This window comes from Enterococcus sp. AMC1252 (genome assembly GCF_058216515.1).
Genome location: NZ_CM177097.1, coordinates 468561 through 490529 on the forward strand (window position 1 = coordinate 468561; position 21969 = coordinate 490529).

At 38.6% G+C, this 21969-nt stretch carries 24 protein-coding genes; all 24 read left to right on the forward strand.

What is annotated here, in order from left to right; all coding sequences use genetic code 11:
• Positions 1 to 12: 12 nt before the first annotated feature.
• The 24 genes from rplO (at position 13) to truA (ending at position 21886) form a co-directional block, all read left to right on the forward strand.
• Positions 13 to 456, forward strand: a complete 444-nt coding sequence (gene rplO, locus AC4BB5_RS02200) for a 50S ribosomal protein L15 (protein ID WP_010761672.1) — start codon at positions 13 to 15, stop codon at positions 454 to 456.
• Positions 456 to 1754: a preprotein translocase subunit SecY gene (gene secY / locus AC4BB5_RS02205; protein WP_490457800.1), complete on the forward strand. Its 1299-nt coding sequence runs from the start codon at positions 456 to 458 to the stop codon at positions 1752 to 1754. Before rplO ends, secY begins: the two co-directional genes overlap by 1 nt.
• 86 nt (positions 1755 to 1840) lie before the next feature.
• Positions 1841 to 2491, forward strand: coding sequence for an adenylate kinase (locus AC4BB5_RS02210; RefSeq protein WP_490457801.1), 651 nt, complete (start codon positions 1841 to 1843; stop codon positions 2489 to 2491).
• Positions 2492 to 2685: 194 nt separating this feature from the next.
• Positions 2686 to 2904, forward strand: a complete 219-nt coding sequence (gene infA / locus AC4BB5_RS02215; RefSeq protein WP_002356224.1) for a translation initiation factor IF-1 — start codon at positions 2686 to 2688, stop codon at positions 2902 to 2904.
• 32 nt (positions 2905 to 2936) lie between these two features.
• Positions 2937 to 3053, forward strand: coding sequence for a 50S ribosomal protein L36 (rpmJ, locus tag AC4BB5_RS02220; RefSeq protein WP_002288710.1), 117 nt, complete (start codon positions 2937 to 2939; stop codon positions 3051 to 3053).
• Between the two features lie 18 nt (positions 3054 to 3071).
• Positions 3072 to 3437, forward strand: a complete 366-nt coding sequence (gene rpsM / locus AC4BB5_RS02225) for a 30S ribosomal protein S13 (protein ID WP_010761669.1) — start codon at positions 3072 to 3074, stop codon at positions 3435 to 3437.
• Between the two features lie 27 nt (positions 3438 to 3464).
• A complete protein-coding gene (rpsK, locus tag AC4BB5_RS02230; protein WP_010761668.1) occupies positions 3465 to 3854 on the forward strand; it encodes a 30S ribosomal protein S11 in 390 nt (129 codons plus the stop codon).
• Between the two features lie 80 nt (positions 3855 to 3934).
• Positions 3935 to 4873, forward strand: coding sequence for a DNA-directed RNA polymerase subunit alpha (locus AC4BB5_RS02235; protein WP_086315351.1), 939 nt, complete (start codon positions 3935 to 3937; stop codon positions 4871 to 4873).
• A 27-nt stretch (positions 4874 to 4900) separates the two neighbouring features.
• A complete protein-coding gene (rplQ, locus tag AC4BB5_RS02240) occupies positions 4901 to 5284 on the forward strand; it encodes a 50S ribosomal protein L17 (RefSeq protein ID WP_490457802.1) in 384 nt (127 codons plus the stop codon).
• A gap of 287 nt (positions 5285 to 5571) precedes the next feature.
• On the forward strand, positions 5572 to 6774 hold the full coding sequence (locus tag AC4BB5_RS02245) for a hypothetical protein (RefSeq protein WP_490457803.1): 1203 nt from the start codon (positions 5572 to 5574) through the stop codon (positions 6772 to 6774).
• A 15-nt stretch (positions 6775 to 6789) separates the two neighbouring features.
• The gene (locus AC4BB5_RS02250) at positions 6790 to 7971 is read left to right on the forward strand and encodes a M20 family metallopeptidase (protein WP_490457804.1); all 1182 of its coding nucleotides are present in this window, start codon (positions 6790 to 6792) and stop codon (positions 7969 to 7971) included.
• Positions 7972 to 8506: 535 nt separating this feature from the next.
• Positions 8507 to 9607 (forward strand): site-specific integrase, encoded by a 1101-nt coding sequence (locus AC4BB5_RS02255; protein ID WP_490457805.1) that lies wholly within the window; start codon positions 8507 to 8509, stop codon positions 9605 to 9607.
• 598 nt (positions 9608 to 10205) lie between these two features.
• The gene (locus tag AC4BB5_RS02260; protein ID WP_490457806.1) at positions 10206 to 12980 is read left to right on the forward strand and encodes an isopeptide-forming domain-containing fimbrial protein; all 2775 of its coding nucleotides are present in this window, start codon (positions 10206 to 10208) and stop codon (positions 12978 to 12980) included.
• A gap of 16 nt (positions 12981 to 12996) precedes the next feature.
• Positions 12997 to 13353 (forward strand): EF2685/EF0750 family sortase-dependent surface protein, encoded by a 357-nt coding sequence (locus AC4BB5_RS02265; RefSeq protein WP_490456766.1) that lies wholly within the window; start codon positions 12997 to 12999, stop codon positions 13351 to 13353.
• Positions 13350 to 14159, forward strand: coding sequence for a WxL domain-containing protein (locus tag AC4BB5_RS02270; RefSeq protein ID WP_490456765.1), 810 nt, complete (start codon positions 13350 to 13352; stop codon positions 14157 to 14159). Before AC4BB5_RS02265 ends, AC4BB5_RS02270 begins: the two co-directional genes overlap by 4 nt.
• A gap of 68 nt (positions 14160 to 14227) precedes the next feature.
• The gene (locus AC4BB5_RS02275) at positions 14228 to 15064 is read left to right on the forward strand and encodes a WxL domain-containing protein (protein ID WP_490456764.1); all 837 of its coding nucleotides are present in this window, start codon (positions 14228 to 14230) and stop codon (positions 15062 to 15064) included.
• Positions 15065 to 15196: 132 nt separating this feature from the next.
• Positions 15197 to 16291, forward strand: coding sequence for a WxLIP family cell surface protein (locus AC4BB5_RS02280; RefSeq protein WP_490456763.1), 1095 nt, complete (start codon positions 15197 to 15199; stop codon positions 16289 to 16291).
• A 14-nt stretch (positions 16292 to 16305) separates the two neighbouring features.
• The gene (locus AC4BB5_RS02285; protein ID WP_490456762.1) at positions 16306 to 16983 is read left to right on the forward strand and encodes a hypothetical protein; all 678 of its coding nucleotides are present in this window, start codon (positions 16306 to 16308) and stop codon (positions 16981 to 16983) included.
• A 13-nt stretch (positions 16984 to 16996) separates the two neighbouring features.
• Positions 16997 to 17614, forward strand: coding sequence for a signal peptidase I (gene lepB / locus AC4BB5_RS02290; protein WP_490456761.1), 618 nt, complete (start codon positions 16997 to 16999; stop codon positions 17612 to 17614).
• Between the two features lie 22 nt (positions 17615 to 17636).
• Positions 17637 to 18332 (forward strand): winged helix-turn-helix domain-containing protein, encoded by a 696-nt coding sequence (locus tag AC4BB5_RS02295; protein WP_490456760.1) that lies wholly within the window; start codon positions 17637 to 17639, stop codon positions 18330 to 18332.
• Between the two features lie 309 nt (positions 18333 to 18641).
• Complete coding sequence (locus AC4BB5_RS02300) at positions 18642 to 19481, forward strand: energy-coupling factor ABC transporter ATP-binding protein (protein WP_490457807.1); 840 nt, start codon at positions 18642 to 18644, stop codon at positions 19479 to 19481.
• Positions 19457 to 20326 carry an energy-coupling factor ABC transporter ATP-binding protein gene (locus tag AC4BB5_RS02305; protein ID WP_490457808.1) on the forward strand — a complete coding sequence of 290 codons (870 nt, stop codon included), beginning with the start codon at positions 19457 to 19459 and terminating at the stop codon, positions 20324 to 20326. Before AC4BB5_RS02300 ends, AC4BB5_RS02305 begins: the two co-directional genes overlap by 25 nt.
• On the forward strand, positions 20323 to 21120 hold the full coding sequence (locus AC4BB5_RS02310; protein WP_490457809.1) for an energy-coupling factor transporter transmembrane component T family protein: 798 nt from the start codon (positions 20323 to 20325) through the stop codon (positions 21118 to 21120). The genes AC4BB5_RS02305 and AC4BB5_RS02310 overlap by 4 nt, the downstream gene beginning before the upstream one ends.
• A gap of 19 nt (positions 21121 to 21139) precedes the next feature.
• Positions 21140 to 21886, forward strand: a complete 747-nt coding sequence (truA, locus tag AC4BB5_RS02315) for a tRNA pseudouridine(38-40) synthase TruA (RefSeq protein ID WP_490457810.1) — start codon at positions 21140 to 21142, stop codon at positions 21884 to 21886.
• The last annotated feature ends 83 nt before the right edge of the window (positions 21887 to 21969 follow it).

The window sequence follows — 21969 nt, forward strand, 5'->3', positions numbered from 1 at the left end:
GGTGCCAAACCAATGAAACTTCATGAATTGAAACCTGCTGAAGGTTCACGCCAAGTACGTAACCGTGTTGGACGTGGTACTTCATCTGGTAATGGTAAAACTGCCGGCCGTGGACAAAAAGGGCAAAAAGCTCGTTCAGGTGGTGGTGTAAGACTTGGATTTGAAGGGGGTCAAACTCCATTATTCCGTCGTTTACCAAAACGCGGCTTCACGAACATCAACCGTAAAGATTATGCAGTCATCAACTTAGATGTCTTAAATCGTTTCGAAGATGGAACTGAAGTTACACCTGCAGGCTTGATCGAAGCTGGAATCGTGAAAAACGAAAAAGCTGGAATCAAAGTTCTTGCTAATGGTGAATTAACAACTAAAAAATTAACTGTGAAAGCAGCTAAATTCTCTAAAGCAGCAGAAGAAGCAATTGTTGCAGCTGGTGGATCAATCGAGGTGATCTAATGTTTAAACTATTAAAAGATGCTTTTAAAGTCAAAGACATTAGATCAAAAATTTTGTTTACTGTATTCATTCTTTTTGTATTTCGTTTAGGTGCGCATATAACTGTACCTGGCGTAAATGCAAAAGGTTTGCAAGACTTAAGCAATTTGCCATTTTTAAATATGTTGAATATGGTCAGCGGTAGTGCGATGCAAAACTTCTCTATCTTCTCGATGGGGGTTTCGCCTTACATTACAGCATCGATCATCATCCAATTATTACAAATGGATATCGTTCCAAAATTTGTAGAATGGTCGAAGCAAGGTGAAGTTGGACGTAAGAAATTGAATCAAGCAACAAGATATCTAACGATTGTCTTGGGTATTGCTCAATCTATTGGGATTACTGCTGGATTTCAAGGCTTAAGTAAAACTGGGATTGTAAACAATCCTAATATCAACACTTATGTAATGATCTCTGTGATTTTGACTGGTGGAACAATGTTTGTTACATGGTTAGGAGAACAAATTACTGAAAAAGGAATTGGAAATGGGGTTTCAATGATTATCTTTGCGGGGATTATTTCTCGCTTACCAGAAGGAATCAAAGAGATCGTTGACGATTACTTTATCAATATTGAGTCTTCTAGAATTTGGCAGTCTGTTATTTTTATTGCAATTTTAATTATTGCAATTTTGCTTATTGTTACATTAGTAACATTTTTCCAGCAAGCAGAACGAAAAATTCCGATCCAATATACTAAACGCGTTTCTGGTGCACCAACAAGTAGTTATTTACCGTTAAAAGTAAATGCTGCGGGTGTTATCCCGGTTATCTTTGCAAGTTCGTTGATCGCAACGCCGAACGCTGTTTTACAGGGTTTCTCCGACAAATTTGCTGGAGAAGGCTGGTATGATATAATGACACAAATTTTTAGTTATAATACCGTTCCAGGTGCGATTATATATACTGTACTGATCGTTGCTTTTACATTCTTCTATGCTTTTGTTCAAGTTAACCCTGAGAAATTAGCGGAAAACTTACAAAAACAAGGAAGCTATATTCCAAGCGTACGACCAGGTAAAGGGACAGAAGAATATATTTCTGGAATGTTAATGAGACTAAGTGTTGTCGGTTCTATATTCCTAGGTTTAGTTGCATTACTACCGATCATTGCACAAATGATTTGGAAGTTACCGCAATCTATCGGTCTAGGAGGAACAAGCTTACTGATTGTGATTGGTGTTGCTTTAGAAACAGCTAAACAATTAGAAGGTTTAATGTTGAAACGTCAATATGTTGGCTTTATCAATAAGTAAGAGTCGTGTGTTGAGGGATTGCCTCAGCACCATTCTCTTTCTGGGCTAGCTTCAAAAGCCAGCCTTTAAAATTAGGAGGAAATGAAATGAACCTCATTTTAATGGGACTGCCTGGGGCAGGCAAAGGTACTCAAGCAGAACAGATTGTGGATACTTATGGTATTCCTCATATTTCTACAGGAGATATGTTCCGTGCCGCTATGAAAAACGAAACTGCTCTTGGCTTAGAAGCGAAATCTTATATCGATAAAGGTGCTTTGGTTCCAGATGATGTAACAAATGGAATTGTCAAAGAACGTTTGGCAGAACCTGATACTGATAAAGGTTTTTTATTAGATGGTTTTCCACGTACTTTGGATCAAGCAGAAGCATTAGATAAAATGTTAACAGAATTAAATAAAAAAATTGATGCTGTCATCGACATCCATGTTGAAGAAGAGATTTTAGTTGAACGTCTAGCTGGTCGGTTTATCTGCCGCTCATGTGGGGCAACTTACCATAAAATCTTCAATCCTCCAAAAGAGGAAGGAACATGTGATCGTTGCGGCGGACATGAATTTTATCAAAGAGAAGATGATAAGCCTGAAACGGTCAAAAACCGTCTGGCAGTCAACATCAAAAGCAGTGCACCAATTTTAGACTTTTACAAGGCTAAGAATGTGTTGCATACAATAGATGGGAATCGCGAGATCGAAACTGTTTTTTCTGAAGTGAAACAAATCATTGAAAATAAATAGTTGTCTGATTAGCCGCATACTTACCATTTGTGTTTGATTCAGATTCTCTTGCCAAATAGAATAGTTTATGATAGAATATATCAGTCCGACTTCTACCTTTTTGTGGAAGTTAAATTGAAAATTCTAGGTGGGGGCTGAAGTTTCCGCCATTTTATCGTGTGAAAATGCGAAACAAGTACAAGGAGGTACTGTGCGTGGCTAAAGAAGATATGATTGAAGTCGAAGGTACAGTCGTCGAAACTTTGCCGAATGCAATGTTTAAAGTTGAACTAGAAAATGGACACCAAGTTCTTGCTACTGTTTCCGGTAAGATCCGTATGCACTATATTCGAATTTTACCTGGAGATAAAGTAACTGTAGAGTTATCTCCATATGATTTAACTCGTGGTCGAATCACTTATCGCTTTAAATAATTGTACTCCGTAAAATTCAGGGAGGTATTATCATGAAAGTAAGACCATCAGTAAAACCAATGTGTGAACATTGTAAAGTAATTCGCCGTAAAGGACGTGTTATGGTCATTTGCCCAGCAAATCCAAAACATAAACAACGTCAAGGATAATAGGAGGTGTAACGAATAATGGCTCGTATTGCAGGAGTAGACATCCCTCGTGATAAACGTGTAGTAATTTCTCTTACTTATATTTTTGGTATTGGTAATACTACTGCTAAAAAAGTTTTAGCAAACGTTGGCGTATCTGAAGATATTCGTGTTCGTGATTTAACGAATGATCAAACAGATGCCATCCGTGCGGAAATTGATAAGTTAAAAGTTGAAGGTGATCTTCGTCGTGAAGTGAACTTGAACATCAAGCGTTTGATGGAAATCGGTTCATACCGTGGAATCCGTCACCGTCGTGGATTACCAACTCGTGGACAAAACACGAAAAATAATGCACGTACTCGTAAAGGCCCAGCTCGTACTGTAGCAGGCAAGAAAAAATAATTCCTAAGTGAAGGAGGTTAGATCTTCATGGCAGCAAAAAAAGTTAGTCGTAAACGCCGTGTGAAAAAGAATATAGAAACTGGGATTGCACATATCCATTCTACATTCAACAATACAATTGTAATGATCACTGACAGTCATGGTAATGCATTAGCATGGTCATCAGCAGGATCATTAGGTTTTAAAGGAAGCAAAAAATCAACACCGTTTGCAGCTCAAATGGCCGCAGAAGCTGCAACTAAAGCAGCACAAGAACACGGACTTAAAACTGTTGATGTAACAGTTAAAGGACCAGGTTCTGGACGTGAAGCAGCGATTCGTTCATTGCAAGCAACAGGTTTAGAAGTGACTGCAATTCGTGACGTGACTCCAGTTCCTCATAATGGATGCCGCCCTCCAAAACGCCGTCGTGTTTAATGAGTGCCACTCATTCTGAGTTTGAATTAAGAACGTCATTGAACAAGACACTTTTCGTTTTGAAAGGGGTATAGATAAGAATGATTGAATTTGAAAAACCAAGAATCGAAAAAATTGATGAGAATAGAGATTATGGCAAGTTCGTCGTTGAACCACTGGAAAGAGGTTACGGGACTACTTTAGGTAATTCTCTACGTCGTATTTTATTATCTTCTCTGCCGGGTGCGGCTATTACAAATATTCAGATCGATGGTGTGTTGCATGAATTCTCTACCATTAAAGGTGTAAGAGAAGACGTAACTCAAATAGTTTTGAATATTAAAGGTTTAGCTCTTAAGCTTTATGCAGAAGAAGAAAAAACCCTTGAGATCGATATTACAGGACCTGCTACAGTAACTGCTGGCGATATAATCGTCGACAGCGATGTTGAGATCTTGAATAAAGATTTAATTATCTGTAGTGTCTCTGAAGGAGCTACTTTCCATGCTCGCTTAACAGTGAAACCTGGTCGTGGCTATGTTCAAGCAGACGAAAACAAAAAGGAAGATATGCCAATTGGTGTTCTCCCTGTTGATTCCATCTATACACCAGTTCGCCGTGTGAACTACCAAGTAGAAAATACGCGTGTTGGTCGTCGTGATGATTTTGACAAATTAACAATGGAAATATGGACTGATGGTTCAATCATTCCTCAAGAAGCCCTTAGCTTAGCTGCTAAGATTATGACGGAGCATTTAGACATCTTTGTTAACCTAACTGACGAAGCGAAAAACGCTGAAATCATGGTTGAAAAAGAAGAAACACAAAAAGAAAAAATGCTAGAAATGACCATCGAAGAACTAGACTTGTCTGTTCGTTCATACAACTGTTTAAAACGTGCAGGTATTAACACTGTACAAGAACTTACAAATAAATCTGAACCAGAAATGATCAAAGTACGTAATTTAGGTCGTAAATCTCTTGAAGAGGTTAAACTAAAACTACATGATTTAGGTTTAGGCTTACGTAAAGACGATTAATACTTTTTACGAAGGAGGAAAACCAACGTGGGTTATCGTAAATTAGGACGCACATCAAGCCAACGTAAGGCAATGTTGCGTGACTTAACTACTGATTTAATTATCAACGAACGTATTGTTACGACTGAATCTCGTGCAAAAGAAGTTCGTTCAACTACAGAAAAAATGATTACTTTAGGCAAACGTGGAGATCTTCATGCTCGTCGTCAAGCAGCTGCTTATGTACGTAATGAAGTTGCTAGCGTACGTGAAGAAAACGAAGCAATTGTTGTTGAATCAGCTTTACAAAAGTTATTCAATGATCTTGCACCTCGTTACGCTGAACGCCAAGGTGGTTACACTCGTATCTTGAAGACAGAACCAAGACGCGGAGATGCAGCACCAATGGTAATTATTGAATTTGTTAAATAATCAAACTATACCGTCACTTTATAGATGATTCTTTTAGAGTGTTATGATGTTGGAGGCGACTCCTAGTCTAGCTCAACGCTTTCCCTGTCGAACTTGTTTGACAGGGAAGCACTCATCATATTATAAGGTGTATTTTTTTGTCCTAAGAATTTTTCTTAGGACTTTTTTGTTTAGGCAGATGTAAATATTTATTCTTGTTATGTTATTGCATCTAGGTGTCTATTTTAGTATACTTTTATTAGTCGGAATTTTCTGATAAATAAAAAGGGATTTAAAGGGGGAGTAACATGGCTCAAATGACAGCATTCACGTTACTAATGGCTATTTTGTATATAGGCGATATCGTATCAACTAAAACAAAAGCTTGGATTTCATCTGTTTTTGTCTGTGCAGTTTTATTTGTTATTGGGTATTGGACTATTTTTCCAGAGAATATTGTTGAAATTGCTGGAATTCCACCAGTAGTGGCAACGTTATTAATGTATCTTCTGATTACGAACATGGGAACCTTACTGTCAATCAAAGAACTAGCCAATCAATGGAAGACGATTGTGATTACACTATCTGGGATTTCAGGTATCGTTATATTTTTATTAACGTTTGGGGCTTTAGTTTTTGGTTTTAGAACAGTTCTTGTAGCTGTTCCTCCACTAGTAGGTGGTGTTGTTTCGTCACTGATTATGTCAGAAGCAGCTCAAACAGCAGGACTGACGTCATTATCAGTCTTGGCTATTTTAATTTATGTAATGCAAGGCTTTGCGGGGTATCCGTTGACTTCGATCATGCTAAAAAAAGAAGGCAAAAGAATGCTTAAAAAATACCGCAGTCGAGAGTGGATTCCTGTTCATGAGCAAGAAAGTGAGCAGGTAGAACAAGTTGATGAAGATACGCCTAAACTATTTAAGAATATACCACAAAAATATCATACTGATTTTTCAAGGATTTTTCGTCTAGCAATCGTAGCGCTATTGGCATATTATGTGTCAGTTTGGAGTGCTGCTTTTGTCTCAATCAGTCCCTTTGTCTTATGCTTATTTTTTGGTGTCGTAGCTTCATCATTGGGTTTTTTAGAAAAACAGCCTCTAAAAAAAGCGAATAGTTTTGGTTTTGCAATTTTAGGCTTAATGTTATTTATTTTTGATGGATTAAAAAAAGCAACACCAAAGATGCTAGAGGAATTATTTTTACCAATGGTAGGTATTATTGTCATTGGTGTAGTTGGAATGTATATCTTTTCTGCAATTGTTGGAAAGCTGTTAGGTGTTAGTAAGGAAATGGCGTTTGCAGTATCATTAACAGCCTTATATGGGTTTCCAGCAGATTATATCATTACTAACGAAGTTATTCAGTCACTAACTGAGGATGAAAAAGAAAAAGAAGCTTTGACTAGCCATATGATGCCGCCGATGCTAGTTGCTGGATTCATAACTGTTACAATCGTATCTGTTGTACTAGCAGGAATTTTTTCAAGTATTTTATTAAGTTTATAGAAATGAGGGAATGGAATGAAAGAAATAAAAGCACTGATCCAAAAGCATAAAGAAGAGATGATTGATTTTAGAAGAGATCTGCATCAATATCCAGAATTACAATTCGAAGAATTTAGAACAACTAAAAAGGTTGCTGAAGCATTAGACGAGATCGGAATTCCATATCGAAAGACTGAACCTACAGGGATTATTGCAGAACTAGTTGGTGCTCAACCTGGAAGAACAGTTGCTTTGCGTGCAGATATGGATGCGTTACCTGTGCAAGAACTAACGGAAGGCATTTCATATAAGTCATTAGAAGATGGAAAAATGCATGCATGTGGACATGACGCACATACAGCTATGTTAGTAACAGCTGCTAAAGCGTTAAAAGACATTCAAGCGCAAATCAAAGGCACTGTTCGTTTTATTTTCCAACCATCTGAAGAAAATGCTCAAGGGGCTAAAGCGATGGTTGCACAAGGAGCAGTAGATGGTGTAGATGATGTTTTTGGAATACACATATGGTCGCAGATGCTTTCAGGAACAGCCTCTTGTGTTGTTGGCTCATCATTTGCCTCTGCAGATATTTTCTCGATTGACTTTAAAGGACGCGGTGGACATGGTGCTATGCCGGATGCTTGTGTGGATGCTGCAGTTATGGCCTCATCTTTTGTTATGAATGTACAGACAGTTGTCTCAAGAGAAACTAATCCATTAGATCCAGTTGTGGTGACCGTTGGAAAAATGGATGTTGGTACTCGGTTTAATGTTATTGCTGAAAATGCTCGATTAGAAGGTACTGTACGCTGTTTTAGTATCGAGACGCGTGATCGTGTAGAGAAAGCTTTACAACGTTATGCTGAACAAACTGCGGCGATGTACGGTGGTAGTGCTAGTCTAGATTATGATTATGGTACCGTTCCAGTAATTAATGATGAAGAGGATGCGTTATTTGCTCAAGCAATCATCAAAGAAAGTTTTGGTGAATCAGCACTTATTCAAGAACCGCCAACAACCGGAGGAGAAGATTTTAGTTATTTTACTGAAAACACACCTGGCTGTTTTGCCTTAGTTGGCTGTGGAAATCCAGAAAAAGAAACACAATGGGCCCATCATCATGGACGTTTTAATGTGGATGAAGATGCGATGGAAGTTGGAGCGGAACTATATGCACAATATGCTTTTGAGTATTTAAAAAGAATAGATATCGATTAAGAGTAACTAAAATTTAAAGATCATATTCGCGAAATAGACATGTTGATAAGAAAAGTATGGTTGTGTACTGTAAACTCTTCAATGAAAATGAAACTGTAATAAAAGAAAAATACTGTATTTCCAGTAAAATGTGAAATTTTTCTTTATTGTGTCTATTGTATACTTTGTTTAAATATAAAACGTTTCTTGTTTTTTTATAAAACAAGAAACGTTTTTAGTTTGATCTTTAAAGTAGTTAGCTTAACAACATAATTAATTCTATTCGAGTGTTTGATAAAAATCAAGTAGCTAAGCGAGAAATATCTCATAATTATTTTCAATATTTTTGTTAAATATGTAAAAAAATGAGAATTCATATATTTAAATCGAGTTTTGAGAGAAAGAAAAAAGTAGGAATTCGGACTGACTTTTCCTAAAAGAAGAAATCCGATAGTGATTTCATCAAGAAAAATAGTGTGGAAGTCTACAAGAGACGATTCGTTTTTTTACGCCGTCAGTTCCGCCGTCAATACAAGTAGAAAGGATTTGATATATTTTGGCTAAAGGTGAAAATATTTATAAACGAAAAGATGGTCGTTGGGAAGGGCGCTACCCTAAGGCTAGAAAAGCAGATGGGTCTATTTATTATGGTTATGTCTATGGACGTACTTATCGTGCAGTGAAAGAAAAGATGATTGAGAAAAAAGTACAAGTAACCGCTTTTTATACGAATAGAGCAAAAGAATTTCAAGGGACTTTTGGCAATTGGGCAAACCTTTGGTTGACAGAAATCATGGCACATAAAATCAAAGAGAGCACTTTTGCTAGTTATAGTAATAAATTACAAATACATATTTTACCTTTTTTAGAAAGCTATCCGCTAAAAAAGATTACTCCATTAACGATTGATCGATTCGTTCAATCGTTAGCCAAGTCATTGGCATCGAGCTCAATAAGAATTGTATTTAGGATTGTCAAAAGTTGTTTTGAAGCTGCGAGAGAACGAGGATACATTTATTTAAACCCCTGCGAGAATACCGCCTTACCTAAAAATTCGAAAAAAAAGATACAAGCTTTGACTCGTGCTCAACAGAAAGCTGTAGAAACAGAAAGTCTAAATGATGAGAAAGGACTGCCTATTTTATTAGCACTAGAAACAGGTATGCGCATTGGTGAAATCTGTGCATTGAAATGGACAGATATCGATTTTGAGACGTCTTTATTAAGAGTTGAACGGACAAAGCAACGAATTTATTTGCCTAGTGGTACTGGACAACGGTCAAAAATTGTGGAAACAGCGCCGAAAACGGTAAATTCGACTCGAATTATTCCGTTAACGGAAAAAATAAAAAAAATATTACTACGTTGGAAAAATCAGTCTATATCTGAGTATGTTGTAACAAGTGACAATCATTCAATCGAGCCTCGGACAGTTAGTTATCGCTTTGAAAAAATTAAACAAAAACTGGGGTTATTTAACATACCTTTTCACGCGCTTCGTCATACTTTCGCCACACGTTGTGTAGAATTAGGAGTGAATATAGCCGCCATTAGTTCATTGTTAGGTCACTCATCTATAAAGTTGACGCTGGATACTTATACTAACTCATTCTTAGAAGAACAACGAGCTGCAATAAAAAAACTATCACTCGTTTGATTTATTTTCGAAATATATAAATAATATCTTTTGTTTATTTGGATATCCGCAGTTATTTTATTTTGATAATATTATCTTTATGATTAGCTTTACTCATACGAGTAGGGCTTATTTTTTTATTATCAGCCGTCAAGTTCGTCGTCAAACCAGAAAGGTAAATAGCTATATATAAGGGTTTTAAGGTGCTGTTTCTTGTTTTATAAAAAAACAAGAAATGAAAATGAAGCTTTCGTGCAACCTATTCTAAAATTTTCAATTAACGTTATACATTTTTTTATTCCTTTTTTTTCAGTATAAATTGAAATTTGTTCAATTGATAATGTAGTAAACTTGAAATATAAAGAAAATGATTTTTATGGAAAGTCATTATTATAAATAGATTTATTGGGAATGGTTTATTTAATAATACTATAAACAGGAAAAATAAAAAAATATTTAGAATATCATTATCTTAGTTTTCAATTTTTATACCAACCCTCGTTCAGATAGAAGCTAAAACATACAGAGAAGAGTTCTTTTTATGATCGGCAAGTTTTGTTTTGAATGTAGGCTGATATAAAAAATGAAATATATATTAAATTGTGAAAGGAGGAAGATTGTGAGAAAAAAAAGTCAGACATTAGTTGTCTCAATTATATCGCTACTCTTTATCTGGTGGGTGTTCTTGGTAGGGATGCCTACTTTTGCCATCAGATTACCAAATGCTATACCAGACACGCCAGATCCAACTTTAGGGTGGCGATTATTGGATCAAGATGAAGAGGGTGTTAGTAATATTGATTTGTCCACATTCACTAAAACAGAAGTAAATACACCCGCTAAATTAACAGGAGGAACATTCAATCGTGGTTTAAGGGATTATTATATGTTTTTTGGTCATGTAGGAAGTTCGAATACCTATACGTACGCAACGAATGAATTTAGTAAAACAGGTAATATGTATGCTCCGTTAGGCCGAGGCGCTGAACTGCCAGTTATAGCTCCTGTGATGATAGGTGTCAAGAAACAAACCAATGAATCGGAAAAAAGTGTTAAGCTTTTTGGATATGATTATAACCATCTATCTAATAGTGTTGGCTCGACGGAAAGTAAATTTGATATTGGTGATGTGGAACAGAATCTACTGACAGGAAAGTGGGAAGTCAAAAGAGGTGGAGTTTCAAACGGACTCTATATCATGGAACAATATGTGAAAGATAATGAAATTGTTGCGTATGGCTATTTCGGTCGAGGTACGTATAGAAGCGACAACAAGTTAGAGTACCTACCAGTTAGAGTTCATGGGTATGTAATAGATTTTGAAGCAGGGCGAATTCGTTATGATATAAGTTATTACAATAATAGTGGGCAAATAAAAAATTATGCAATAACTCATGCTTCTCATATGGATGTAGGTGGGAATCATATGAGTTCTAGATTATATTCATACGGAGATGACGGACTCTATTTCGATGAACCTGAAAAGACAATCGCAGATGGTATTCCAGCGCGTATTTATTTTTATGCTAATACTGGATACCAACAAGCAGACGGCCCTACCGCAATGAAAATTGGTGACCTTGGGAGTACTTCTTCCAGTGTTGGTAACTGGTTTTCAATAAGACTTGGACAATGGAAGCTACCAGAAGATACAGGAAAGCTTAGTCTCTTGACAGGGGAGAAGGATGCTTACCAACCTTGGGAGGCGCCTATGCCCAAAGGTACCTACTATAAGTTAGGTCATCCAATTTTCGCATTAAGATGGAACATCAACACGGTAGAACCAAACAAAATTGGTACAGGGTCTTTAGATATGTCGATTGAAGAGCCAGCCGAAGTGAAGCCTGGTGCAACCAAATCATTCAACAATCCTACAGGAGCGACACCAGCGAAAAACCAAGTAGGAGATACGCTAGAATTTACATTAACTGCCACAAACGATGGAGCTGGGGTAATCCATGATTGGGCACAAATCACGTTGTCAGATACGTTGCCTAAAGAGTTAGAGCTCGTAAGAGATTCACTGAGTGTGACGGATTCCGATGGAACAGTGACAAATTTGGCCCCGACGGATTACCAATTTAATCAAGCGGTAGATACAAGTTCATTTACACTGAATAACCTGTATAGCATTGCTCCTGGGAAACAAGTGACCATCAGGTATAAAGCGAAGATTATCAGTGGTGCGAACACGACCGTCATTAACCGATTTTTTGCGAGCAATCCGACGGATCAAAATGCCGTAGGAGAGGTTGACGTTCCTATTAGTGGGGAACCCGCCAAACCTCAAGCCGCTAAAACATACACCAATGACACATCAACCGATGGAAAAGATCGCGTTGAGGATATTCTGACCTTCGAATTAACGGCTTCTAATGCAGGAGACGCTCTTTGGAAAGAAGTATCGTGGAATGATCAATACCCAGCGGAATTAGAAGTGGATCAATCGTCCTTTGTCCTTGTTGACAACAAGGGAGCTGAACAATCAGTGACGCCGATGTTTATGTCATCACCGCCCTCCTTTATGCTGATTTCCCCAGTACTAGATGTAGCGAAAGGGGAAAAAATAACCCTAAGATATAAAGCAAAAATCATCGCAGGTGAAAACACGACGCTCACAAATAAATTTACAGCGTATACCTTTAAGGACTCTACGATAAAAGCTGAAGCGCAAGTGACGATTCCAGTATTACCGAAAAAACCGTTAACCAAAGAGCTGACTATTCACTTTGTAGATAAAGCAGGCGGAAAAATCGCAGAACCGATTGTTCGAACTGAAACCATTGGCTCGTTCGTTAAACTAAAAGAAGAAGCAGATACGGTTGGTTCGGCGCTTTACAATGCGATTGAGGCTGTCAAAGCGCAACAATATAACCTTGTTGAACGCCCCACGAATGAAGCCTCTGTTGAAATAATTGATGGAGTCAATGAAGTGACCTATGTATTTGATGGGAAACTCATGCTTTATTCTGCGCCTAATACGATTAATTTCAGCACACACAAATATGATGGGAAAACCACGAGGGTGAATGCGCCAGTGTATGACCAAGATTTAGTGGTCAAAGATGGCCGTTCCGTTAAAGACAAATGGACGTTAACGGCTAAGCTAACCGCTGAAATGACCCATATAGACCCTGCGCATCAAGACAGTATCTTGAAAAATGCGATTCGTTATGTCTATGAAGGAAAAGAAATCATCTTAGATAAGGGTGCTCAGCCGATCATGGTGCATAAGAATGAGGCAGAAAAAGATCTCTATAACATTAGTACGACATGGAATGGAACCAAAGCAGGAGATGGCTTCAAGTTAGAAGTCGACCCAGGCGATGTCAAAAAGTTGGGCAGTTACCAAGGCGAAATTCTGTGGGAATTAGCCGCGACGCCTGATCCGTAAGAGAAGGAGGAGAGATATGAAAAAAAGCTATAAACGACTAGTTTTCGCTCTGTTGCTTCTCATTGGAATGGGGACGGCGAATACACAAAAGGCCTCCGCAGAGGGCGGTCAAGTAACGACCAATGGCGTAGTTGGTTTCTATGAAGAATCAAGCACTGAGCCGATAAGCTCTAGCACCAGTGAACCGCCAAAACCAATGGAAATCAGTTCTTCTAAAGAACTCCCAAGCACAAAACCAAAAGGCAAATTGCCGAGTACGGGTGAAATCATCCAAAGTCCATTTACATGGATCGGTGTGTTGCTGGCTCTAGGGGCCGTACTTCTGTTTTTACGAGTGAAGAAAAATCGGTCAGTGAAGGAGGAGGATCAATGAACTACTTAAAAACAATCCTTCCTCTTTCTTGCTTGACTCTGTTAGCACTAGGCTTGCCAACTGCAGGTTATGCCGAAAGAAATGACTTAGCTGGGACGGGAAACATCGAAATGATTGGGGGGATCCCGAAACAGCCGATCGATCCAGAAAACCCAGAAAATCCAGTAGACCCTGGACCAAGTCCGTCAACAGATGGGCCATTGCGTATTGATTTTGTTTCCTCTTTTAATTTTGGACAGAACAAAATCGAGAAACAGAACCGACAGTTCTTCGCCAATGCCCAATTGTTTCACGATGGCACAACGCCCAGAGGGAGTTATATCCAAATTACGGATGAACGCTCAGATAAAAAGGGTTGGACGTTACAAGTACGACAAGAATATCAATTTAGAAACACAATCATTCAAGAAAAAGAAGCCCAAGAATTAAAAGGAGCGACCTTGTCTTTAGACCATGGATGGGCCAATAGTGTCTACACGTGGGAGACAGCGCCCCTTGTCACCAAAGACACGATCGAGATTTCAGAACTGGCCACCACTCAAAATGTTGCGATTGCCGAAATAGGCAGCGGGAAAGGCCAGTGGACGATCGAGTTCGGGGCATCCGAACACAACCATAATCAACAAGAAAACACTCTGTTTCCAAAAACAACGCCATCTGGTGAGGCGATTGTAGACCCAGACTTTGAGCAGCAACAAGTTTATGGAAACAAAGCAATTTTCTTAACTGTTCCAGAGAGAACAGTCATCAAGCCAGTGCAATATGAAACAGAATTGACCTGGATCTTGGCAGCTTTGCCAACTTAATTGGAGTTCACTTGTGCAAGCAAGTAACTATATAAAAAAAACACACACATTTTTAGGAGGAAAACACAATGAAAACAAGAACACTATGTACGGTTGCCTTAGCAGCCATCGTTTCAGCATCACTAGCAGGAAGCGCAACGGCTTTTGCGGATGAGCATTCATTAAAAGGAAAAGGGATCATCGAAATCATTGAAGACAATGGCGACAATGAAGATATCGATCCAGAGAAACCAGGGACAATCAAACCTGAAAACCCAGATACTGTAGACAAAAACCCAAACTTTGGTCCGATTACGATTGACCGTATAGCCGTATTGAATTTTGGGCAACAAAAAGTATCTACAAAAACAGAAACGTACACAGCGGCAGAAATTCCAGTGACAGAAGTTGCCCCAGATGGCACAGAAACAGCAGGAAAAGTACGTGGCCCTTACGTACAATGGACAGACAAACGTGCGGGAGATGACCACAAGTACGCAATCAAAGCAGAAATGACAAAACAATTTACACACACAACAAAAGCAGACAAAACATTAGAAAAAGCAACGATTTCGTATAAAAATGGTTTATTAAATTCAACACAAGAAAATGTTAGCTACTGGCCAGCGGGTGAACCAGGGAACTTCATCTTAAGTATGGCTGACCCAGCTAATGCAAATTCAGGGCAGCAGTTAGTCTTTGATAATACAAAGTCTACAGGAGCGGTTGGTTTAGGAACGTATTCTGCAGAATTTGGACAATCAGCTGACTTTGAAGCAACGAATGTTTTACGTCCAGGCGCACCTATTACAGGAATCGGTGAATCAGCTAGTTCAGTTACTTTAAAAGTCCCTGCTCAAACAATTGAATTAGGCACTTACCAAGCAGATATCACTTGGTCAATTGAATACACACCAGCACCATAGTCGTTTCACGAGACAATAGAGAACACGTTTCTTCACTAAGGATAGCCCTTACGTGAGAATAGCAAGAACAAGAGGTTGGCAGATACTAACTGTCAGCCTCTGTTCATTATTAAGTAAAGGATGACGAGCCAAATGACAAAAAAGAACACATACATTTTATTCTTGATGATGATGATCGGACTCATCAATGCCCCAGTCAATACATATGCCAAAGCCCCCTCAGCCGAAGACGCGCAAGGCGCGACAGGTTTTTATTATGAACTCAATTATCCAGAGAACCAAAAAGAAGAAAATGGGTATTTTGATTTAAAGATGAGCCCCGGACAAAAACAAGAAGTCAGTCTCTTGATGAAAAATCTAGGCGAGGAAGAATTAACGATTGGGATCAGTCTGAATGGCACGAGAACGAACTCTAACGGTGTGATTGAGTATGGACCTAGCCAAATTGAAAAAGATGCGTCCTTAAAATTTGATTTTGTAGATTTAGTAAAGGCACAGGAAACAGTCACCTTAGCCCCTAAAGAAGAAAAAACAGTCCCTATTACGATTACAATGCCAGAAACGTCATATGATGGGATCATCGTTGGGGGAATTCAATTAAAAACGATTGAAGAAGAGACAAAAGAAGAGAAACCCGTAAAAGAAGGGGCAAATATTGCCAATAAATATGCGTATGTGATTGCGATGGTACTTCAAGAAACAGACAAAGAAGTCAAACCCGAACTCGCCTTGAACAAAGTAGAAGTGGGGCAATTCAATTATCGCAATACCATTTTTGTGAATGTCTCTAATACGAAGGCCGCTTTTTTACGAAAGCTATCAATGGAAGTGCAAGTCACACCAAAAGGAAAAGCAGAAGTGTTATACGAAACGAAGAAATCAAGCGTGAATGTCGCGCCCAATACCTTTTTCCATTTCCCGGTTACGATGAATGGGGAAAAAATGGTGCCAGGGAAGTATACAGCGAATATCCTAGCGACAGCTGGGGATCAAAAATGGACATGGCAGGAAGACTTTACGATCACGGATGAAGAAGCAGATAAATTTAACCAAGAAGACGTCGACTTAGTACGAGAAAAAGGCGTAAATTGGCCCTTGATCATTGGGGTAGCAGTGGGAATATTCGTCGTTGTGGTGGGTCTTTTAGGCGGCATTCGCTTCATGAATACTAAAAAGAAGGAAAAAGACAGAAAGAACAGAAAAAAAGAAAAAAAGAGCACGAAGTAAGGTAGGGGACAGAAATGACTGTATTGGAAATCACTATACTCGTGCTTCTAACATTGACGATCCTTAGCGGATTACTTTTCCTTTTGGCCTTCTTTTTCTTCATCAAAACGACAAAAGAAACCAAACGCCTTGCAAAAAAGCGAGGAAAAGGGGCAAAACGGAAACGACAACTTGCTCGAAAGCGGAAATACTTACAGGGGCAAAAGAAGAAAAACAAGCGTCGAACCATCCTGTATTGCATCCTAACCCTTCTATTCTTTGGCGGTAGTCAAGGGGTGTCGTATTACCAAGCAATGAGCTTAAGTCATAAAGATGAAGATTCGGTAGTAAAAAGTTACTTTTTATTGAATGATTTTGAGGAGCAGTTGGAAAAGGCGAAAATGGAAAGTGAAAGCAAGGAAAAACTAAATGGGAATATCCGTTATTTAGCGGGGGCCATCACTAGTTATGGCGCCAATAAAGCGAGTGAGTTGAACACAGAAGAAGGGCAGTTGACCTTGAATCGTTATTATAAAGCAATGTTGGATCTCGGGACGAATGCGATGCGTATGACCGATGGTTTTTATGGAAATGACGAAGTGGTCACAGAGTATCAAGCAGATGTCAAACGTATCCGCGGGTATCAAAAGAAAGTATTTGAGTTGTACAAGGTCGATGAAGCAGCGTTAAAAAAAGCCAAAAGCAAGTCTTAAGTAGGATCTGATCATGAGCAGAAAAAAACAACTCCCCCCTTCACGTAATAAGCAACCTCAACGTGGGAAGTCCAAAAAGCGAAAGCAGGAACTTAAGAAAAAAGCCCGGCGTAAAAAGCAAAAACAGCTACGAATAGAACTCATTTGCGGCTTAATCCTCACGTTATTCCTGCTCTATGCGCAATCCTTTTTCTTTTTTAGTGTAGCGAAAGTAGACAGTTACGCAATGAGCCCAACCTTGAAGCCCGGGGAGTATGTGTTGGTTGAAAAACAACAACGGATCCAGCGCCATACGATAGTGTTGATCCAGCGTAAAAATGCACAGAAACCTGAGTTAAGACGTGTGATCGGGTTACCCACAGAGAAAATAGCGTATACAAAGGATCAATTGTTTATTAATGAAGAAGAACGATCAGAACCCTTTATCGCTTCAGAAAAAAAAGCAGCCTTTGAGAATGGCTTTGTGTATACCAAGGCGTTTAGCTTATATGAACTAACGGGAAAACAAGAATTACCAGACGATTCTTATTTTGTGATGGGAGATAATCGTTTGTATTCAACAGATAGCCGAGAGTATGGTGTGATAAAAAAAGAAGAAATCATCGGTGTAGTGAACCTAAATCATCGATGAGAGCGGTAGAGAGGAGAATAGGATGTACAAAGTAGGAATCGTTACGTTTGAAGAAAATAGCGTGAAAAGTGACGTGCAATGGCCAAGAGAATGGCAAGTGGGCGTGATTGGTTCACAAGAACAGTTAGAAGAAAAGCCATATGATTTACTTCTGATTTATGAGCAATCACTGGAGCAGATTGCGGGAATTTGTGAATATTTATTGCATGCACGAAAAGTAACGAACGCATTATTATGGGTTTGGACCACATTAGAAAGCGAAAGTACGCGAAAAGTTTACCGAAGTTTGGGTGCCGATGGAGTAGTGACCAATCAATTGACGATGGAAGAGTGGCTCTTGACCCTAACCAATCATTTAAAACGGTTTAAGACAGACCTGAAAAGCAAAGAAGTTGATTCTCCTTTCGTTGAAGAAAGAGAAGGACTGATTCAGCTAAATGCAAGAAACAGTACCGTAAAAATAGGAGAGCAAAAAGCGATCCGCTTGACGCGTTTGGAGTATCAAGTGATGGATTTGTTATATAGAAATGCGGGACAAGTGGTGACATATGAAGAGATATGGGATGAAATATGGCAACAAGAGGGAGAAGACACCTCTAATACGTATCGAGTCAGTAATATCGTTTTCCACTTGCGAAGTAAGCTTGAGCGAGATATCAAACAGCCAGAAGTGATTAAAACTGTACGTTCTAAAGGTTATTGGCTGGATAATGTTTAAAGTGATAATGGTGAATAGCTGGTTTAGAAAACTTGAAAAGTAGCAAAGATATAACTTAAAAAGTTGTATCTTTGCTACTTTTTTTGAATCAAAGAAATGATGTGTAAGATGCACTATGTTCTTCCTAAGAAAAAATGGTTCGAAAGTTTCCTGCTTGTCTTAGAAAAAACGTACTTGATAGGTTCATTTCTCCCTTAACGGAGTTATTTTTGTTATAATAAGTATTGTTGTATTTGAAAGAAGATATGATTGAAAAAACACTGATTTTTTGTTAGTGTTAGTAAGACTAAATAATTGAGGGAGTACGCGATGCAACCGATAATTGAATTAAAAAATATAAACTTTAACTATCAACCAGAAGATGCTTCTCCCGCTTTGAAAGATGTATCTTTTTCCATCCAACAAGGTGAGTGGATTGCAATTATTGGCCATAATGGATCAGGAAAATCAACGTTGGCTAAAACAATCAATGGTCTATTATTACCAGCGTCAGGTAGTATTTCAGTTGGCGCCAAAGAATTGAACGAAACCAATGTCTGGGATATTCGTAAAATGGTAGGGATGGTATTTCAAAACCCAGATAACCAGTTTGTTGGATCAACTGTAGAAGACGATGTTGCATTTGGCTTAGAGAATCAAGGGATTCCACGTGAGGAAATGCTGGTTAGAGTCAAAGATGCATTAGAAAAAGTTCGTATGGCCTCTTTTGCCACACGAGAACCAGCTCGCTTATCTGGTGGTCAAAAACAACGTGTAGCGATTGCAGGTGTTGTCGCATTACGTCCAGATATCATCATTTTGGATGAAGCAACTAGTATGCTAGATCCTGAAGGACGAGAAGAAGTTATTTCAACTATCAAAAAAATCAAAGAAGAAAGTAATTTGACTGTTATTTCAATTACGCATGATATTGATGAAGCCGCCAATGCAAATCGGATTTTAGTTATGAAGCAAGGTGAACTTGTTAATGAGGGAACGCCAGAGAAAATTTTCTCAGCTGGAACTGAATTGGTTCAGATGGGCTTAGATCTACCGTTTCCAGAAAAATTAAAAATCGCTTTAAAAAAACGTGGCGTCGATGTGCCAGATGAATATTTGACTGAAGAAAGGATGGTGGATTGGTTATGGACATCCGTTTTGAACAAGTAGATTTTACGTACCAACCCAATACACCATTTGAACAGCGAGCATTATTCGATTTGAATTTGACGATAGAAGATGGCTCTTATACAGCAATTGTCGGGCATACTGGCAGTGGAAAATCCACATTGCTGCAGCATTTGAATGCTTTAGTAAAACCAACAAAGGGTACAGTAACGATTGGTGATCGAGTGATTGTCCCAGAAACAAATAATAAAAATTTAAAACCAATTCGTAAAAAAGTTGGCATTGTCTTTCAATTTCCAGAAGCCCAATTATTTGAAGAAACAGTGGCGAAAGATATCGCTTTTGGCCCCAAGAATTTTGGTGTAACAGGAGAAGATGCCGCAAGATTAGCTGCTGAAATGCTTGATCTAGTTGGTCTGGATTCAAGTTTTCTAGACCGTTCACCTTTTGAACTATCTGGTGGACAAATGCGCCGTGTGGCGATTGCTGGTGTTTTGGCGATGGAGCCAGAAGTACTAGTTTTGGATGAGCCTACAGCAGGACTTGATCCACAAGGGCGTAAAGAAATGATGGAGATGTTTCAGCGTTTGCATGACGATCGTGGCATGACAATCGTTTTAGTGACGCACTTAATGGATGATGTGGCTAACTACGCAGATCATGTATTGGTGTTAGAAAAAGGGAAACTTGTGAAGTCGGGTACACCCCAAGAGGTCTTTCAAGATATCAACTGGTTGAAAGAAAAACAATTAGGTGTGCCGACAGCTGCAACTTTTGCAGAGAAATTGATTGCGAAAGGTGTTTCTTTCGAAAAATTACCTTTGACGGCAGAAACATTGGCTGATGATCTATTAAAAGGATTTAAAAAGGCTGGTGAAGATCTATGATGAATAAATTGATTTTTGGTCGCTATATCCCAGGAACTTCTTTTATTCATAAGATGGATCCACGAGCAAAACTGATCGCCAGTTTTTATTTTATTGGGATCATATTTTTAGCGAATAATTGGCAAACATATGGTATCCTAGCTATTTTTACATTATTTGCAATTTTTTTATCCAAAGTGAATATTCGTTTCTTTATTCGTGGAATCAAACCGCTGATTTGGCTGATTCTATTTACGGTTGCTTTACAGATGCTGTTTACTCAAGGTGGAGAAGTTTATTTTAATTGGGGAATATTTACTATTACTGAATTTGGTGTGATCAATGGCTTGTTTATTTTTTGCCGTTTTGTGTTGATTATCTTTATGTCCACGCTGTTGACATTGACAACACCGCCTCTTGACTTATCAGATGCAATTGAATATTTGTTACGTCCATTGAAAGTGGTTCGTTTTCCCGTCCATGAAGTTTCTTTGATGCTGTCGATTGCGTTGCGCTTTGTACCGACATTGATGGATGAAACAGAGAAAATCATGAATGCACAACGTGCACGTGGAGTGGATTTTGGTGAAGGGAGTCTGATCCAAAAAATGAAAGCAGTCGTTCCTTTGCTGATCCCGCTGTTTGTTAGTAGTTTTAATCGGGCAGAAGATTTAGCGACTGCGATGGAAGCTCGCGGATACCAAGGTGGAGATGGTCGAACGAAATATCGGATTCTCCATTGGCATTTGAAAGACACCGCAGTGATGTTGGCGTTTGCCGCTTTAACTGTAATGTTAGTTTTATTGAGAAGTTAGAAGTAAAGGTGGGAAAAAAATGCCACGCTATAAAGCAATAGTCGCTTACGATGGAACCAATTTTAATGGATTTCAAACTCAGCCAAATGGACGAACAGTTCAGGAAGAATTTGAAAAAACATTAAAAAGAATGAACAATGGCAAAACAATCACGATTTTTGGTTCTGGTCGAACTGATGCGGGAGTACATGCTGCAGGACAGGTCATCCATTTTGATTATCCCCAAGCGAGAGATTTGGAGAAGATGCGTTATGCATTGGATACCCAAACCCCAGAAGATATCGCGGTGAGAAGTGTGGAAATTGTTCCAGATGATTTTCATGCCCGTTATCATGTTGTTGAAAAGACCTATCAATTTCGAGTAGATATTGGGAAGCCGAGAAGTCCATTTAAACGGTTCTATGCAAGTTATTTTCCTTACGAAGTTGACACGGAAAAAATTCAACGAGCGTTAGCTGACTTAATAGGAACACATGATTTCACTTCATTTTGCGCTTCTGGAACTGAGATAGAAGATAAAGTTCGCACGATCCATGAAGCTAGTCTCATTGTCAATGAAACAGAGAATGAGCTAATTTTTACGTTTCGTGGAGATGGTTTTTTATATAAAATGATCCGGATTTTAGTAGGAACGCTGCTTAAAATTGGGAATGGGCGTATGGATGAAACGTTGATTCCTGAAATCATTGCAGCCAAAGATCGCAATTTAGCTGGACCAACAGCACATCCAGAAGGGCTCTATTTAGTTGAAGTCAAGTATGAATAGTCAAAGCAAAAAAGTTCTCAGCTTTAAATAAGTTGAGAACTTTTTTGCGTATCTTAAAGACATAAGAGAAAAATAATTGTTTT

Coding starts and splice junctions, on each gene's coding strand:
- AC4BB5_RS02235 (WP_086315351.1), top strand. CDS start 3,935: ATGATTGAATTTGAAAAACCAAGAATCGAAAAAATTGATGAGAATAGA.
- AC4BB5_RS02275 (WP_490456764.1), top strand. CDS start 14,228: ATGAAAACAAGAACACTATGTACGGTTGCCTTAGCAGCCATCGTTTCA.
- rplO (WP_010761672.1), top strand. CDS start 13: ATGAAACTTCATGAATTGAAACCTGCTGAAGGTTCACGCCAAGTACGT.
- lepB (WP_490456761.1), top strand. CDS start 16,997: ATGAGCAGAAAAAAACAACTCCCCCCTTCACGTAATAAGCAACCTCAA.
- AC4BB5_RS02285 (WP_490456762.1), top strand. CDS start 16,306: ATGACTGTATTGGAAATCACTATACTCGTGCTTCTAACATTGACGATC.
- AC4BB5_RS02270 (WP_490456765.1), top strand. CDS start 13,350: ATGAACTACTTAAAAACAATCCTTCCTCTTTCTTGCTTGACTCTGTTA.
- rpmJ (WP_002288710.1), top strand. CDS start 2,937: ATGAAAGTAAGACCATCAGTAAAACCAATGTGTGAACATTGTAAAGTA.
- truA (WP_490457810.1), top strand. CDS start 21,140: ATGCCACGCTATAAAGCAATAGTCGCTTACGATGGAACCAATTTTAAT.
- AC4BB5_RS02310 (WP_490457809.1), top strand. CDS start 20,323: ATGATGAATAAATTGATTTTTGGTCGCTATATCCCAGGAACTTCTTTT.
- AC4BB5_RS02280 (WP_490456763.1), top strand. CDS start 15,197: ATGACAAAAAAGAACACATACATTTTATTCTTGATGATGATGATCGGA.
- secY (WP_490457800.1), top strand. CDS start 456: ATGTTTAAACTATTAAAAGATGCTTTTAAAGTCAAAGACATTAGATCA.
- AC4BB5_RS02300 (WP_490457807.1), top strand. CDS start 18,642: ATGCAACCGATAATTGAATTAAAAAATATAAACTTTAACTATCAACCA.
- AC4BB5_RS02210 (WP_490457801.1), top strand. CDS start 1,841: ATGAACCTCATTTTAATGGGACTGCCTGGGGCAGGCAAAGGTACTCAA.
- AC4BB5_RS02250 (WP_490457804.1), top strand. CDS start 6,790: ATGAAAGAAATAAAAGCACTGATCCAAAAGCATAAAGAAGAGATGATT.
- AC4BB5_RS02245 (WP_490457803.1), top strand. CDS start 5,572: ATGGCTCAAATGACAGCATTCACGTTACTAATGGCTATTTTGTATATA.
- rpsM (WP_010761669.1), top strand. CDS start 3,072: ATGGCTCGTATTGCAGGAGTAGACATCCCTCGTGATAAACGTGTAGTA.
- rpsK (WP_010761668.1), top strand. CDS start 3,465: ATGGCAGCAAAAAAAGTTAGTCGTAAACGCCGTGTGAAAAAGAATATA.
- AC4BB5_RS02265 (WP_490456766.1), top strand. CDS start 12,997: ATGAAAAAAAGCTATAAACGACTAGTTTTCGCTCTGTTGCTTCTCATT.
- AC4BB5_RS02295 (WP_490456760.1), top strand. CDS start 17,637: ATGTACAAAGTAGGAATCGTTACGTTTGAAGAAAATAGCGTGAAAAGT.
- AC4BB5_RS02305 (WP_490457808.1), top strand. CDS start 19,457: ATGGACATCCGTTTTGAACAAGTAGATTTTACGTACCAACCCAATACA.